This window comes from Amycolatopsis sp. NPDC004368, assembly GCF_053602515.1.
In genome coordinates, this window is the sequence record NZ_JBSGDT010000011.1 from 190,235 (window position 1) to 203,412 (window position 13,178).

Here is a 13,178-nt window from a genome sequence, read left to right on the forward strand (position 1 = left end):
GGGAGTAGCTCAGTGGACCAAACCGGAACCCAGCGTGTGGCTGGTGAAGAAGTTCCAGATCACTTCCTGTGCCTTCACCGTCTGCGTCGCCGAGCCCGGGCCGCTGTCCACGAGCTCGCCGGGCCAGGTGTGGCCCGCGCCGAGGATGCGGTAGTGGGTGACGGAGGCGTTGACGAGGCAGTTCTGCCACGAGAACTGGATTACGTCGGAGCCGATCGGGGTCTGGACCGGCGCCGCGGCGCAGTGGTTGTGGTTCGCCCAGTTCTGGGCCCAGTCCATGAGGTAGGGGATGGGCTCGCTGTGGCTGGTGCCGCCGTTGTACTCGATGGTCGGGTCGGCCGTGCCGTGGAAGTCGACGATCGGGGCGGGCACGCTCGACGAGCAGCCCACCGTGGTGCCCGGGTAGAAGGCGCCGGCGATCGTGGCGAAGGCGGCGATGCGCATCGGCAGCTGACAGGCCAGCAGCGACACGAAACCGGCGCCGTTGGACTTGCCGGTGGCGAAGATGCGCAGCGGGTCCACGCACAGCGTCGACTGCAGGTGGTCGAGCAGGTCGCTGACGAAGCGGACGTCGTCGACACCGGCGGCGGCGTACGGGGCGCTCTGCCATGCGCGCTGGTCGTCGAGGCCCTTGGCGCCCACCGGGTAGACGGCGATGGTGTCGAGGCCGTCGATGCCGGAGAACTCCTCGATGTCGCTGCCGTCGCCCTTGCGGCCGTGGAACGCCATGACCACTGGCTTCGCGTGACCGGGCTGGTAGTTCGCGGGCAGGTGGATCAGGTAGTCGCGGGACATCCCGCCGGAGGTGATGGTCTGCGTGACCGTCTGCCCGAGCGGCAGATCGGTCGATTGCGCGGTGCAGCCCATCGAGGCCTGGGGGTAGTTGCGCGCGGACGGGGTCGCGGATGCCGTCTGGGGCACCACCGCCGTGGCGGTGAGCGCAAGCGCGGCGACAGCGGCGAGCTTGGCGAATCTCATTCAGAGCACCTCGTCGAGGAAGGACCGGAGCCGGTCACTGCGGGGGGACTCGAAGAACTCGGTGGGGTGGGCGGCTTCCACGAGCCGTCCGTGGTCGAGGAACACGACCTGCTCGGCGACCTCGCGGGCGAAACGCATCTCGTGCGTGACCACGATCATCGTCATGCCCCGCGATGCCAGGTCGCGCATCACGGCGAGCACGCCTTTCACGAGCTCGGGGTCGAGTGCGGACGTCGCTTCGTCGAACAACATCACCTCGGGGTTCATGGCCAGCGACCGCGCGATGGCCACGCGCTGCTGTTGTCCGCCCGAGAGCTGCGACGGCCGGCGGCTCTCGTAGGCCGACAGCCCGACTGCCGCGAGGTTCGCCCGGGCGGTCTCCACGGCTTCGTCGCGCGACACGCCCAGCACCTGCTGTTGAGCGAGCGTCACGTTGTCGAGCACCGAGTGGTGCGGGAACAGGTGGAAGTTCTGGAACACCATGCCGACGCGGGTGCGGATGCGGTCGACGTCGGCGCCCTTGTCGGTGATGGCCTCGTCACCGATGAAGATCCGCCCGGCCGACGGGATCTCCAGCAGGTTGGTGCAGCGCAGCAGCGTCGACTTGCCCGAACCCGACGGGCCGATGATGCACGTGGTGGTGCCGCCGGGTGCTTCGAGCACGATGTCGTGCAGCACGGGGGTGTTGCCGAAGCTCTTGTCGATGTGTTCGTAGCGGACGGTCGTGCCGGTGGTTTCGGTCATCCTCGCGGTTCCGGTCGCGGTGCTCGCCTGCGTCATACCAGTGCCTCCTCGGTCCGCACGGCCTTGGGCGAACTCGCCGCGGCGGGCCGGCCTTCGCGCATCCGCTTGTCCCACTTGTTCACCACGTAGGTGAGCGGCACGGTGATCGCGAGGTAGAACAGACCCGCGGCGACCAGCGGCGACAGCGAAGCGTTGTTGGTGGACGTGTCCTGCGCGATCGCGAACATCTCGCGCTGCCCGGCGGCCAGGCCCAGCAGGTAGACGAGCGCGGTGCTCTTGATGACCAGGATGAACTGGCCGGTGAGCGCCGGCAGCACGCGCCGGAAGCCGATGGGGATCACGATGAGCCGCATGGTCTTCGTGTGCGACATGCCCAGGCTGCGCGACGCCTCCACGATGCCCTTGTCCACGCTCTGGAAGCCCGAGCGGAAGATCTCCGCCATGTAAGCGCCTTCCATGAGCCCGATCGCGAGCGCCGCGTAGCCGTACGTCCAGTTGCCGAACATCGTGAGCCCGGCCAGCGGCAGGCCCTGGCCGATGAGGTAGATGCTCAGGATGTGGGGCAGGCCGCGCAGGATGTCGACGTACCAGCGGCACGGCAGGCGCAGGATCCGGAAGCGCGACATGAGGCCGCTGGCGAGGAAGATCCCGACCACGAGGCCGATCGCGCTCGCGAGCACCGTGAGGAACAGCGTGTTCAGCAAACCCTCCTTCAGCAGCGTGGGGAGCGTGCTGCCGATGAGGTCGAGGTCGAAGAAGGTGTCCCAGATTTGTTTCAGACCGTCCATGGAACTGTCCTTTCAGGACCCGTCAGCGGTCACGCCGGGGCGTTGCTGCATGCCGGGGTAGGCCTTGAGCATGTCGGCCGGGATCGCGACGCCCTTGGGGTTCCACTTGTCGAACAGCTTCGTGTACGTGCCGTCCGCGATCACGGCCTTCAGCGCGTCGTCGAGCGCTTTCTTCAGCTCGGGCTTGTCCTTGGCGACGGGGAACGCCGTCATGCCGCTGGTGATGGGCGGGGACGCCTGGTAGTCCGGGTGCTTCTCGAGCAGGTCGTTGGTGGTGGCGACGCCGGTGAACAGGCCGTCGACCTGGCCGGCCGTGAGCGCGTTGGAGCTGGCCGCGATGTTCGGGAACTCCTTCACCGTCACGGTCGGCACGCGCTTCTTCACCAGCGGGATCAGCTCGCTGCCGCGGGTGATGGCGATGGTCTTGCCGCCCGAGGCGTCCACAGTGGCCAGTGGCGCGCTCTTGCGCGAGATCAGCTGGGCCTGCCCGTAGTTCACCGCGGTGGTGAAGTCGGTGACCTCCTGGCGCGGCGGCGTGACGAGCGTGCCGAACGCGGCGGAGTCGTACTTGTGGTTGCGGATGTTGGGCAGCATGCTCGCGAAGTCGGTCGCCGTGTAGTCGGTGGTCACGTTCATCTTCGCCGCCATCGCCTGCGTGAGCTCGATGAGGAAGCCGGCGGGCTTGCCACCGTCGATGAACGAGGTCGGCTTGTCGTCGGAGCGGAAGGCGAAGTGGACCTTGCCGGGGGTGGCGGTGCCGAGGGCGTTGGCTGCCTGGTCGTCGCTGCCACCGCAGGCGGTCAGCGTGAGGCCGGCCGCGAGCACGAGGGTGGCCACTCCGAGACGGCGTCGGGTCGGGGCGGTCATGGCGTCTCCTGGGGAATGCGGGTGAGGGTGGGGGCGGACTGGCGTTCCGGCAGGTCGAGGAACTCCTGCAGGAAGCCGCTGATGCGCTCGACGGTGGCTTCCACCAGCCGAGCACCGATTTCGACGGACGACTTCGTGGCGTCGCCGAGCGTTCCGGTCTTGCTCAGGTCGTGATAGGACTGTGGAAAGTGGATCCCCGGCCGTGAGCGGCTGAGCTTGCCCGCCTGGTCGAGGTCGTCGAAGGTGGAGCTGCCGGGGGTGAGGCGCTCGGGCAGCACGAGGTCCGGGTCGGCGAACATCGCCTGCGAGGTCTCGATTTCGCTGGAGTGGCCCCCGATGCGGCTCTCGGACAGCTTCGCCACGAGGTCCGAGACCACGGGGGTGATGCCACTCCACGCGATGTGCAGGTCGGGCAGGTCGGTGCGCAGCCGCGTGACGGCGACCTCGACGGTCGCGTTGTTGCCGCCGTGGCCGGTGAGCACGTAGACCTTGCGCCAGCCGTGGCGGTGCAGGCTCGTGACGAGCTCCACGATCACCTGCTGCAGCGTGATCGGCGAGAGCGTGAGCGTGCCGGGGAAGGCCATGTGGTGCTCGGAGACCCCGACGGGGATCACCGGCGTCACCACGACCTTCGGCGAAAGCTCTTTCGCGACGAGGTCGGCGACGACCTCGGCGCGGGTGGTGTCGGTGCGCTGCGCGAGCCCGTGGCCGTGCTGCTCGGTGGCGCCGAGCGGCACGATCGCCACGGGGGCGTGGGGGCGCAGGTCGTCGATCTCGGGCCAGGTCAGGTCGGCGAGACGGTGGGAACGTGGTGCGATCGGCATGGTGTCTTTCCGGGTCATTCGGCCCGCCCCAGCTGGCGGGCCACTTCGGTGCGGAGCTGGTCGAGGTGGTGGCGGGTGTGTTCCTCCGCCGCGGCGGCGTCGCCGGCGCGCACGGCCTCGAAGATGGCGAGGTGCTCCTCGTAGTCGCGCCGGCGGTCCTCGATGAGGGCACGCAGGGCTTTCTGCTCCCGGCCGCGCGCGGCCAGCAGCGAGTCGACGACCTCGAACAGCACCTGGTTGCCCGAGCCGCCCGCGAGCTCGCGGTGGAAGTTCAGGTGCGGCCGGTGGTCGGTCTTGTCGCGCTTGGCCGTGTCGAGCGCGAGTTCCAGGCGCTGCAGGCTTTCCTCGCTGCGGTTGGTCGCGGTCAGCGCCGCGATGCCGGGTTCGATCGTGAGCCTGGCGTCGACGAGCTGCAGGATCAGCTCGTCCTTCATCGGCGCGGAGTTGGGGTTCGGCATCAGCGTGCGGTGGATCCCGTCGCCCACGTAGATGCCCGAGCCGTGGCGCATGCGCACCGCGTCGGTGGTCTGCAGACGGCGCAGCGCTTCCCGGATCGTCGGGGTGGTCACGGAGAACCGCTCGGCCAGCACCCGCACGGTCGGCAGGCTGTCGCCCGGCGCCAGTCGCTCGTCGGCGATCAGCTCCAGCAGCCCCTCCACGAGCTGCTCGGACAGCCCCGGCTTCGGGTGCGCTTCGGTCATCGGTGACTCCGTTCTGCGAGTGAATTGACTAAATCACTTGCTCAATTTGAAGTCAAGGATTTTGTGTAGAACGGAGATAAGTGCAGGTCAGAGCGTTTCTGGGGCTACGCGGCGCCGGCGGTGGCGAGACGGCGCACGGCAGCGTACTTGGCCGCGAGTTCGAACGCCTTGAGGTCCGGCGTCGGCCGGCCGGCGGCTCGGCCGAGCACGAGCGTGGTGCCGGCCTGGCCCACGACCGGCACGGCGACCACGGCGTCGCCGACGCGGCTGGTGGCGCTGTGGCCCACGACCACCACGAGCTCGCCGAGGGCCACGCGGTCGACGATCTCGTCGAGCGAAACCGGCGGGCACGACTCGCGGTAGGCGTCGATCCGGCGCAGTTCCTCGATCGGCACGGCCGCGCGCGCCGCCAGCGGGTGGGAGATCGGCAGCAGTGCCACGGGTGACTCGACGGCCGGCTCCGTGGTCGCAAGCCCGGTGGCGTCGGCGGACGCGCAGAAGAGCGCGACGTCCGCCGAACCTTCGCGCAGGGCTTGGGTTTGGTCGTTGGTGAACAGCAGCTCGATCGGCGCGGCGGCGGGCCGGCGGGCGTAGGTCTCGAGCACGTCGGACAGCAGTCCCGCGCCGGTGCCCGAGCGCACGGCGACCACGAGCCGCGCCGGCCGGGCGGCCCGCTGCACCCGGCGCACGGCCGTGTCCACGGCGGCCAGCGCCACGCGGCTCTCGGCGAGGAACACCTCGCCGGCCTCGGTGAGGGAGACGCGGCGGCTCGTGCGGTCGAACAGCCGCACCCCCAGCCGCCGTTCGAGCCGGGCGATCGCGCGCGACAGCGGAGGCCCCGCGATGCCGAGCCGCTCGGCCGCGCGGGCGAAGTGCAGCTCCTCGGCCACCGCGACGAAGTAGGCGAGCTCGCGCGTCTCCAGGCGATCCATACCTCCGGGGTAATGATCGACCGCCGGTCGGTCATCGTTTCGCAGGTCACGCGGGAGTTGGCTGGAGTTCGTCCCGCCAGAGAAAAGACTCAAAGCCATGAGTTCCGAACGCGCGGTCCAGGAAGTCCTGGCCCGCCACGTCCGTGCGACCGACCGCCGTGACGGCGCCGTGCAGGGCGCCCTGTTCACCGACGACGCTGAGGTGCGCCTCCACATCCCCACCGGACCTGATTCCTACGAGCAGCTCGGCGAACCGCTGATCGGCGGCGCGGGCGTGCGCTACGCGGTGGAGAACTTCATGGCGCCGCACCCGGAAGGCGGCACGAGCCACCACGTGACGGCCGACCACCTGATCGAGGTTTCCGGCAACCGCGCCCGCCTTTCGGCGCAGTTCGTGATGTTCGAGGTGCGGGCCTTGCCGGAGCCGATGGTGCGGCCGGCGGAAACGGGCTACTACGAGACCGAGCTGCGGCTCGTGGACGGCGAGTGGCGGATCTCGCGCCACGGCGTGCTCAACGACCTGCTCCCGGTGGGGATGCGGTCGTGAAAGCCGTGGTGCACCGGCGCTTCGGCGGTCCGGAGGTGCTCGAGGTCGTGGACCTGCCCGACCCGAAGGTGAACACCGACGGGGTGCTCGTGCGTGTGAAGGCGGCGGCCGTGAACCCCGCGGACCTCGGTGTGCAGGCGGGAGCACTGGCGGACGCGGTTGGAGACGTACTTCCCGGCCGTGCCGGGGTGGGACATCGCCGGGGTCGTGGAGCGCGCGGGTCCCGCCGCGACCGAGTTCGCGGCCGGCGACGAGGTGATCGGGTACGTCCGCGGGGACGTCGCCCACCGCAACGGCGGGTACGCGGAGAAGGTGGCCGCTGATGTCCGGACGTTGGCGCACAAGCCTTCCGGGCTGTCGTGGGAATCGGCGGCCGCATTGCCGCTGGGTGCGCTGACGGCGTTGCAGGCCGTGCGGGCGCTGTCGTTTTCGCCGGGGGAAACCTTGCTGGTGCACGCGGCGGCCGGCGGGGTCGGTTCTCTCGCGGTGCCGATCGCGGTGTCGGGTGGGGTGCGGGTGATCGGGACGGCTTCGGCGGCCAACCACGCGTACCTGCGTTCGCTGGGGGTGCTGCCGGTTTCGTACGGCCCGGGGTCGGCGGCCCGGGTTCGCGAGCTGGCACCCGAAGGTGTCGACGCGGTGCTGGACACCGCCGGGCGGGGCACGCTTTCGTCTACTTCGGACTCGGCTCGTTCCGGTGCCCGGGTGGCGTCCATTGTGGAATTCACCTTTCCGGGCACGATCCCGGTGTTCGCCCGGCTCGACCAGCGTGACCTCGCAACCGTGGCCGAGCTGGCCGCGGCTGGCACGTGGTCGGTGCTGGTGGCGCGGACGTTCCCGCTGGCGGAGGCGGCCGAGGCGCAGCGGTTGCCGGCCGGGGGACACGCGCCCGGGAAGGTCGTCCTGGTGCCGTGATCCGCGGCCTTCGGGGTGAACCGGAGCACTCTCCGAATCGGGGTCCGACGCGCCGAGCCGGTGACAGTGTTCACCCCGCCGGGTGGATTTCGCCGCCGTCCTCCGCGGGAAACCCTTGCTCCGGCAGGAAAACCGGATGATGATCGCTCAGTCGGGTTCGGTGCGGGCGTGGTTCACTCGGCGCCGGTACTCAGGAAGCGAGTCGAACCATGTTGCGCATCACGGCGCCGGGCTGGAGCGTCCACGTCGGGGACACCGAGGTGATCTTCGGGCGCACCCTGCGGCCCGGTGAGGGTGAACCGGACCTGCCGCGGGTCTGGGCCGGGCGGGGGCTGGGGCTGCCCGACGACGGCGTGCCCGCGTTCGTCGGCGCGCTCGGCGAGGTGATGGCGACGTCGCAGTTCTGGCACGCCCGCCGGTCCGGGGCGGGCCGGGGCAGCGAGCAGATCTGGTCGGTTCCGCTGACGCGCAACGGCTTCACCTACGTGACCGGCCCGTGCGGGCGGTGGAACAACACCGCGGGGCACCGGCCGGCCGAGACGTTCGCGGTGGCGCTGGCCGACGTCCGCGGGCTGCGGATCCGGCTGGCGGCGCACCTGCACACGGGGTGAGCGTTCAGGTGCGGGGCTTGACCAAGAAGACGGCGTGGCAGATGTGGCTGTCGACCGGGCCGGTCTGTTCGGTGACCGCGTAGCCCGCGCGTTCGTACATCGTGATGTTGCGCTTGCTCGCGGCGCCGGTGAACAGCTCGAAACGCGCCGCGGTCGACGGAGCCTGGCTCTCCGCGTGCGCCAGCAGCCGCCTCCCCAGACCACGGCCGGCGAGGTCCGGCGCGACCATCAGGCGGCCGATCTCCCAAGCGCCGTCCTCCTCCCGTGCCCGCACGGAGCCCACCAACCGCGGGCCCTGGCGCACGACCCACACCCGCCACGTCGTGATGCCTTCGCGGACCTCGCCGAGGGTCTCGTGCAGAGCGGGGATCTCGAGGGTGTTGTTGAGCAGGGCTTCCTGGACCCAGCAGCACCGCTGCAGCACGAGCAGCTCGGCGGCGTCGTCGGTGGTGGCTTCGAGGAGGCGGGTGTCCGGCGGTGGGTTCACGGTGCCTGTCTAGCGGCCGTGGGGGTCGGGGCGCAATCGACTTGTCGGCATCGCGGAAGCCGGTTCGTGGCCGGGGTCCGGGCAGGATGGCGCGCGTGGGTGTTACCTGCTGCCCGAGTGGTGACGGGAGCTCGGCGACACTGGAGGGCATGAACTTCGAGGCACTCCGCGCGTTCGTCGCGGTCGCGGAGGAGGGGCAGTTCCGGCTTGCGGCCGGGCGGCTGGGGATCAGCCAGCAGGCCGTGTCGAAGCGGGTGGCGGGGCTGGAGGGCGAGCTGGGTGTGGTGCTGTTCGAGCGGGTGACTGCGGGGGCGGCGCTGACCGTGGACGGGCGGACGTTCCTGCCGCGCGCGAAGGCCGTGCTCGCAGCCGTGGCCGAGGCCGTGGAGTCGGTGCGGCCGGAGACGCGGCCGTTGCGCGTCGACGTGCTCGGGCGGCGGCTGGCGGCGGCCGAGCTGTTCCGGGAGTTCCACCGGGAGCACCGCGAGGTGCCGATGGAGATGCTCACGTCCAGCGGCGCCGCCGAGACGCTGCGCGAGCTTTGCGCGGGCGCGGTCGACGCCGGGTTCACGTACCTGCGCGAGCCGCCGGCGGACCTGACGCACGAGTACGCGTACCTCGAACCGTTGCAGATCGTGGTCGGGCCGGGGCACCCGCTGGCGGGGCGGCGGGAGGTGCGGCCGGTCGAGGTGGCCAAGTACCGGGCGTGGGTGCCGGGCATCCGGCGGGGCAGTGAGTGGGAAGGGTTCTACGCCGAGCTGTCGGCGGAGTTCGGGGTGGACGTCGACCCCACGGGGCCGAACTTCGGGCTGGAGGCATTGCTCGACACGCTGGCGGAGTCGCGCACGCTGCTCACGTTCGTCGGCGAAAAGATCCGCATCGCGTGGCCCGAACGGCACGACCTGCAGCGCATTCCGGTGGTTGATCCCGTGCTGTGTTACCCGTGGTCACTGGTGTGGCGCCGGGGGACCGGTCATCGCGGGCTGGCGGAGCTGGTCGCGTTCGTGCGGCGGGGGTGGACGACCCCGGCCGAGCCGATGTGGGTGCCGGGGCACGTGCGGCGCGAGCTGGTCACGGGCGCGCGATCATCGTGAACTCGGTGCCGAACGGATCGTTCGCGAGCACCATCCGGCCATACGGGGTGGCCTCGACGGAAGCGACTTCGCCGCCGGCGTCGCGCACTTTGCGGGCCGAGGTGTCGGCGTTCGCGACTTCGAACGTCGTGGCCCAGGCCGAGGCGGGGGCGTCGGCGAGGGCGAAGACGCCGCCGATCTCGTGGCCGTCGGGACGGCGCAGGAAGGTGAAGTCGGCGTCGGGCAGGTCGGCGTTGCCGTCGAGGGTGAAGCCGAAAACGGTGCGGTAGAACTCACGCGCGACGGGTCCCGCCGGGGTGACGAGGTCGTTTCGCACGAGGGCGTCGGGCTCGTTGACGAGGCGGGCGCCGGGGAACGCGCGGCCTTGCCACAGGCCGAACCGCGCGCCCGACGGGTCCACGGCGACGGCGGCGCGGCCACGGTCGGAGACGTCGTGTGGTTCGCGCACGACCGTGCCCCCGGCGGCGGTGACGGCGGCGGCGGTGGCGGTGCAGTCGTCCGTCGCTAGGTACACGTCCCAGCCGGCGCCGGGATTCTGGTGGAGGCCGGCGACGGGGAGACCGCGTAGGAGGCAGTCACCGCCGTCGAAGGTCCAGCCGAAGACGGCGCCGTAGAAGGCCCGCGCGCGGCGGAGGTCGGGCACGGCCAGGTCGATCCACGTCGGCGTGCCCAGGGGCTGGTTCGTGTCGACGGTGCTCATCGGGTTTCCTTTCGACGGTGCTCTCGACCGTAGAACCCCATCAGGTCAGTTTTCGGCCGGAATTGTCCGGTTATTGTGGTGGTCCGCGACGGAAGGGGTGCCCGATGGCCGAGCTGGTGCGGACCGACGGCGGGGTGGATCTCGTGCTGCGCCGCACGTTCGCGGCGACACCCGAGGACGTGTGGGCCGACGTGACGCGGCCGCATCGCACGGCGCTGTGGTTCGGGCCGTGGGAAGGCGAAGGCAGGCCCGGCAAGACGATCCAGGTGCAGCTGGCGTTCGAGGACGGCAAGCCGTGGACCACCATGCGGATCGAGGCGTGCGAGGCGCCGCGACGGCTGGCGTTGCTGGGCACCGAGGACGCGGGCGGGTGGCCGATCGAGCTGCTGGTGTCCGAAGTGGAGGATGGCACCGAGCTGCGGCTGGTGCACCACCTGACCGGCACCGACGGCATCGGCGAGATCGGTCCCGGCTGGGAGTACTACCTCGACCTGCTGGTGGCCGCGCGGGACGACACGGCGCGCCCGTCGTTCGGCGACTACTACCCGGCGCTGAAGGAGCGGTTCGAGGCGTTGCGGGCGTGATCCAGCAGGTGGAAACCAGTGGCACAACCACCGGCTGCCAACGCATTCTGGAGTGTCGCCCCTACTACGAAATGGCAGGCAGCATGAGCTCGTCGCCCCTCGACAACCCGGCGTGGGCAGCGCTGACCGGGCCACAGGCGCACCTGGCCGAGCAGAAGGGCCAGGTGCTGCGGTTTCCCGCGGACGTGGCGCCGTTCGTCGCCCTGCCGGATCGGCCGGACGGCAACGTCTGGCACGACATCGCCGACCTCGTCGGGCCCGGCGGCACGGCCGTGATCGCCGGCGCGACCGATTCCCCGCCCGAGGGCTGGCCGGAGGCGCGGGCGATCCCGGGCGTGCAGCTCGAAGGCAGCGGCCTGACGGTGGCTCCCGACGAGGAAGCCGTGCGCCTCACTGAAGCCGACGTGCCCGAGATGCTCGACCTCGTCGCCCGCACCCGGCCCGGCCCGTTCCTGCCGCGCACCCTCTCACTCGGCACCTACCTCGGCATCCGCCGCGCCGGCGCCCTCGTCGCGATGGCCGGCGAGCGGTTCCACCCGCCCGGCTGGACGGAGATCAGCGCCGTCTGCACGGACCCGGCGTTCCAGGGCCAGGGCCTGGCGGCGCGGCTGATCCGCGCGGTCGGCGCCGGCATCCGCGCACGGGGCGACGTGCCGTTCCTGCACACCGCGGAGGCGAACGTCGGCGCGATCCGGCTCTACGAGCACCTCGGCTTCAGGCTGACCCGCAAGCTGGTGTTCCTCGACGTGCAGTCACCCGCGGAGCAGCCGTTTCCGACGACTGGCGGGAATCCGGTGGAACACGGCGATCCAGCCGGTTCCGGGCGGTGAAACGCGAGGGCTAGCGTCAGGTCCGTGAGCAAAGTCTTCCTCTCGATCCACGTGCTCGCGGCGATCCTCGCCGTCGGGCCCGTGGCCGTGGCCGCCAGCATGTTCCCCGCCGCGCTGAAGCGGGGTGATCGCTCGACGCTCGCTCTGCTGCACCGGATTTGCCGCGTGTACGCCTGGGTGTCGATCGCCGTGCCGGTGTTCGGCTTCGCCGTGGCCGGGACGATGAAGGTGACCGGGCAGACGTGGGTGCTCGTCTCGATCGCCCTGACGGCGGTGGCGGCGGTGGTGCTGGTGGCGTTCGTGCTTCCGGGTCAGCGGGCGGCGTTGGCGGATTCTGTGTCCGCTGTGCCCGATGGGCCGGTTGCCGTCGACACCCGCCTCGCCGGGCGGCTGGCCATGACGACGGGGGTGTTCAACCTGCTGTGGGCCGTGGTCACGGTGCTGATGATCGTGCGGCCGGGCTCGTCTACCGGCGTGTGAGGCCCGCCAGTACTTCCGCGAGCTCGCCCGCCCGCACCAGCGGGCCGAGGTGGCTCGCGTCGAGTGAGTGTACGTCGAACGGATTGGCCGGCGTGAGAGCGTCGGCCTCCTCGATGAACCGATCCTGCAACGCGAGCGGCAGGCTTTCGTCCCGCGTGAGCCGCACGTAGGTGTGCGCCACCCGTCCCCACGCTTCCGCCACGACCCGATCATTTCCGGCGTCGAGGGTCTCGTCGGGGTCCATCCCGGCGAGGAACGACAGCAACTCGGCGTCCGTCCCGTCGGCGAGCAACGCCCTCTTGAGCGCGGCGAGGTGGGCCGGGTCGGCGGAGCGCCAGTTCATGCGCACCACCCCGAGCTGAGCGGGATCGCCCGCCAGCACCTTCGCCGCCTCCGCCAACGCTGGCGACGCGTACGCCGGGTTCCGCGAGTAGTCCGCGGGCGTCCCGTCGACGCAACACCACGCCGACACGTACACGGTTCTCTCCAGCAACTCCGGCACCGCGTTGGCGACACTGGTCACCGTCAGCCCCCCACGACTGTGGCCGACGAGTATCACCGGGCCGTGCTCCCGCACTCGCCGCACGACATCTGTCACGGACGCCACCGCGTCGGCGTGCGTGACCCCATTGAGCGGCGACGGCTCCGTGGCGAATGTCGCCAGGTCCTGCGCTTGGTACGCCACCGAGAACCCCGCCGCCCCGTGCCCGGGCAGGTCGACGGCGAGGGAGCGGTGACCGCGCAGGGCGAGTTCGCGCTGGAGCGCGGAGAAACAGCGGCTGGTGGCGTTGGAACCGTGGATGAGGACGAAGGTGGGGGCCATGTCGGCGATTTTGCCCGACCTCGCCGCGAGCTCGCTCCGACCTCGGTTGAGCAGGGCCCGGTTGAGCAGGGCCCGGTTGAGCAGGGCCCGGTTGAGCAGGGCCCCGGTTGAGCAGGGCCCGGTTGAGCAGGGCCCCGGTTGAGCAGGGCCCCGGTTGAGCAGGGCCCCCGCCCTCCTCGGGCAGGGTTCCGGCAAAGTCGTTGTGGTGTTTAGGGGTGGATGCCGAGCAGGGTGAGGGCTCGGGTGGGGTTGCGGGTCATGTGGCGTAGTCCG

Annotated in this window: 17 protein-coding genes; 7 read left to right on the forward strand and 10 right to left on the reverse strand. The window is 70.8% G+C overall.

The features are described 5' to 3' along the window. Window positions 1-9: 9 nt before the first annotated feature. From ACWEOE_RS18560 to ACWEOE_RS18590, 7 genes are all read right to left on the reverse strand, one after another. Window positions 10-978, reverse strand: a complete 969-nt coding sequence (locus tag ACWEOE_RS18560) for an alpha/beta hydrolase family esterase (RefSeq protein ID WP_452010434.1) — start codon at window positions 976-978, stop codon at window positions 10-12. After that, complete coding sequence (locus tag ACWEOE_RS18565; protein WP_452010437.1) at window positions 979-1,758, reverse strand: amino acid ABC transporter ATP-binding protein; 780 nt, start codon at window positions 1,756-1,758, stop codon at window positions 979-981. Continuing rightward, complete coding sequence (locus tag ACWEOE_RS18570; RefSeq protein ID WP_452010440.1) at window positions 1,755-2,510, reverse strand: amino acid ABC transporter permease; 756 nt, start codon at window positions 2,508-2,510, stop codon at window positions 1,755-1,757. Before ACWEOE_RS18570 ends, ACWEOE_RS18565 begins: the two co-directional genes overlap by 4 nt. Window positions 2,511-2,522: 12 nt before the next feature. Further along, window positions 2,523-3,377, reverse strand: coding sequence for an ABC transporter substrate-binding protein (locus ACWEOE_RS18575; protein WP_452010443.1), 855 nt, complete (start codon window positions 3,375-3,377; stop codon window positions 2,523-2,525). Continuing rightward, window positions 3,374-4,219 carry a creatininase family protein gene (locus ACWEOE_RS18580; protein WP_452010445.1) on the reverse strand — a complete coding sequence of 282 codons (846 nt, stop codon included), beginning with the start codon at window positions 4,217-4,219 and terminating at the stop codon, window positions 3,374-3,376. The genes ACWEOE_RS18575 and ACWEOE_RS18580 overlap by 4 nt, the downstream gene beginning before the upstream one ends. Next, window positions 4,216-4,902, reverse strand: a complete 687-nt coding sequence (locus tag ACWEOE_RS18585; protein ID WP_452010448.1) for a FadR/GntR family transcriptional regulator — start codon at window positions 4,900-4,902, stop codon at window positions 4,216-4,218. The genes ACWEOE_RS18580 and ACWEOE_RS18585 overlap by 4 nt, the downstream gene beginning before the upstream one ends. Before the next feature lie 104 nt (window positions 4,903-5,006). Further along, complete coding sequence (locus ACWEOE_RS18590) at window positions 5,007-5,834, reverse strand: LysR family transcriptional regulator (protein ID WP_452010451.1); 828 nt, start codon at window positions 5,832-5,834, stop codon at window positions 5,007-5,009. Window positions 5,835-5,931: 97 nt separating this feature from the next. On the opposite strand from ACWEOE_RS18590, the gene ACWEOE_RS18595 reads away from it, so the two are divergent. The 3 genes from ACWEOE_RS18595 (at window position 5,932) to ACWEOE_RS18605 (ending at window position 7,907) form a co-directional block, all read left to right on the forward strand. Next, complete coding sequence (locus ACWEOE_RS18595; protein WP_452010453.1) at window positions 5,932-6,381, forward strand: nuclear transport factor 2 family protein; 450 nt, start codon at window positions 5,932-5,934, stop codon at window positions 6,379-6,381. Window positions 6,382-6,510: 129 nt separating this feature from the next. Beyond that, window positions 6,511-7,296, forward strand: a complete 786-nt coding sequence (locus ACWEOE_RS18600; RefSeq protein WP_452010456.1) for an NADP-dependent oxidoreductase — start codon at window positions 6,511-6,513, stop codon at window positions 7,294-7,296. Window positions 7,297-7,505: 209 nt separating this feature from the next. Continuing rightward, on the forward strand, window positions 7,506-7,907 hold the full coding sequence (locus ACWEOE_RS18605; protein WP_452010458.1) for a hypothetical protein: 402 nt from the start codon (window positions 7,506-7,508) through the stop codon (window positions 7,905-7,907). 4 nt (window positions 7,908-7,911) lie between these two features. Here the strand turns inward: ACWEOE_RS18605 and ACWEOE_RS18610 are convergent, their stop codons facing one another. Further along, window positions 7,912-8,394, reverse strand: a complete 483-nt coding sequence (locus tag ACWEOE_RS18610) for a GNAT family N-acetyltransferase (protein WP_452010460.1) — start codon at window positions 8,392-8,394, stop codon at window positions 7,912-7,914. Between the two features lie 149 nt (window positions 8,395-8,543). Here ACWEOE_RS18610 and ACWEOE_RS18615 point away from each other — a divergent pair, with 149 nt between their 5' ends. Beyond that, complete coding sequence (locus tag ACWEOE_RS18615) at window positions 8,544-9,488, forward strand: LysR family transcriptional regulator (protein WP_452010463.1); 945 nt, start codon at window positions 8,544-8,546, stop codon at window positions 9,486-9,488. Here the strand turns inward: ACWEOE_RS18615 and ACWEOE_RS18620 are convergent. Then, the gene (locus ACWEOE_RS18620) at window positions 9,466-10,188 is read right to left on the reverse strand and encodes a VOC family protein (RefSeq protein ID WP_452010465.1); all 723 of its coding nucleotides are present in this window, start codon (window positions 10,186-10,188) and stop codon (window positions 9,466-9,468) included. The two genes, ACWEOE_RS18615 and ACWEOE_RS18620, sit on opposite strands and share 23 nt — an antisense overlap. A gap of 104 nt (window positions 10,189-10,292) precedes the next feature. On the opposite strand from ACWEOE_RS18620, the gene ACWEOE_RS18625 reads away from it, so the two are divergent. The 3 genes from ACWEOE_RS18625 to ACWEOE_RS18635 all read left to right on the forward strand — a co-directional run bounded on the left by ACWEOE_RS18625 (window position 10,293) and on the right by ACWEOE_RS18635 (window position 12,082). After that, entirely contained in the window at window positions 10,293-10,772 is a 480-nt protein-coding gene (locus ACWEOE_RS18625; protein ID WP_452010468.1) for an SRPBCC family protein, read from the forward strand. 83 nt (window positions 10,773-10,855) lie between these two features. After that, entirely contained in the window at window positions 10,856-11,602 is a 747-nt protein-coding gene (locus ACWEOE_RS18630) for a GNAT family N-acetyltransferase (protein ID WP_452010469.1), read from the forward strand. Between the two features lie 24 nt (window positions 11,603-11,626). Then, entirely contained in the window at window positions 11,627-12,082 is a 456-nt protein-coding gene (locus ACWEOE_RS18635) for a DUF2269 family protein (protein WP_452010472.1), read from the forward strand. On the opposite strand, the gene ACWEOE_RS18640 is transcribed toward ACWEOE_RS18635, so the two are convergent. After that, complete coding sequence (locus ACWEOE_RS18640; protein WP_452010474.1) at window positions 12,069-12,905, reverse strand: alpha/beta hydrolase; 837 nt, start codon at window positions 12,903-12,905, stop codon at window positions 12,069-12,071. The two genes, ACWEOE_RS18635 and ACWEOE_RS18640, sit on opposite strands and share 14 nt — an antisense overlap. Window positions 12,906-13,178: the final 273 nt, after the last annotated feature.